1 protein-coding gene is annotated in these 1,298 nt (G+C 67.0%); it reads left to right on the top strand.

Annotation, left to right across the window (positions count from 1 at the left end):
* Positions 1-1,298, top strand: a 1,298-nt coding sequence (locus B1L11_RS44540) for a glycoside hydrolase family 43 protein (protein ID WP_143738015.1), incomplete at both ends; no start/stop codon positions are given.

Here is a 1,298-nt window from a genome sequence, read left to right as displayed (position 1 = left end):
GGCCAGGGCGGACAACCCGATCATCCAGACCATCTACACCGCCGACCCGGCGCCGCTGGTCTACAACGGCCGGGTCTACCTCTACACCGGGCACGACGAAGACGGATCGACGTACTTCACCATGAAGGACTGGCGGGTCTGGTCGTCGGCGGACATGGTCAACTGGACCGACCACGGCTCACCGCTCAGCGTCGCCACCTTCAGCTGGGCCAAATCCGATGCGTGGGCGGGGCAGGCCGTCTACCGCAACGGCAAGTTCTACTGGTACGTCCCCACCACCAACCGGGCGACCGGCAGGATGGCCATCGGCGTGGCCGTCTCCGACAGCCCCACCGGCCCCTTCAAAGACGCCCTCGGACACCCGCTGGTCGAAAACGGCGAGATCGACCCCACCGTGTTCATCGACGACAACGGCCAGGCCTACCTCTACTGGGGCAACCCCAACCTGTGGTACGTCAAGCTCAACGCCGACATGATCTCCTACTCCGGCAGCCCCACCAAGATCGCCCTCACCACCGCCGGGTTCGGCACCCGCACCGGCGACGCCAACCGGCCCACCCTGTTCGAAGAAGGCCCCTGGGTCTACAAACGAGGCGGCCTGTACTACATCGTCTTCGCGGCCAAATGCTGCTCGGAGTTCATCGCCTACTCCACCGCCCCCAGCCCCACCGGACCGTGGACCTACCGCGGAACGATCATGCCCACCCAGGGCGGCAGCTTCACCAACCACCCCGGCGTCATCGACTACCAGGGCGGATCGTACTTCTTCTACCACAACGGCGCCCTGCCGGGCGGCGGCGGCTACACCCGCTCGGTCGCGGTGGAGAAGTTCAGCTACAACGCCGACGGCACCATCCCGACCATCACCATGACCTCCACCGGCGCACCCCAGATCGGCACCCTGAACCCCTACACCCGCCAGGAGGCCGAGACCATCGCCTGGGAATCCGGCGTCGAAACCGAACCCTCCAGCGACGGCGGAGGCGGGATGAACGTCGGCTTCATCGACAACGGCGACTACATCAAGGTCAAGGGCGTCGCCTTCGGCACCGGAGCGACCACCTTCACCGCCCGGGTCGCCTCCGGCGCCGCCGGCGGAAAGATCGAAGTCCGCCGCGACGGCGTCACCGGCACCCTCATGGGCACCTGCGACGTCCCCGGCACCGGCGGCTGGCAGACCTGGACCACCGTCTCCTGCCCCGTCACCGGCGCGACCGGCACCCACGACCTGTACCTCAGATTCACCGGCGGCAGCGGCTACCTGTTCAACATGAACTGGTGGCAGTTCACCGGCAACG

The organism is Microbispora sp. GKU 823, assembly GCF_002027145.1.
GTDB classification, from domain to species: Bacteria; Actinomycetota; Actinomycetes; order Streptosporangiales; family Streptosporangiaceae; genus Microbispora; species Microbispora siamensis.
This window is presented reverse-complemented; position numbering and strand designations above follow the sequence as displayed.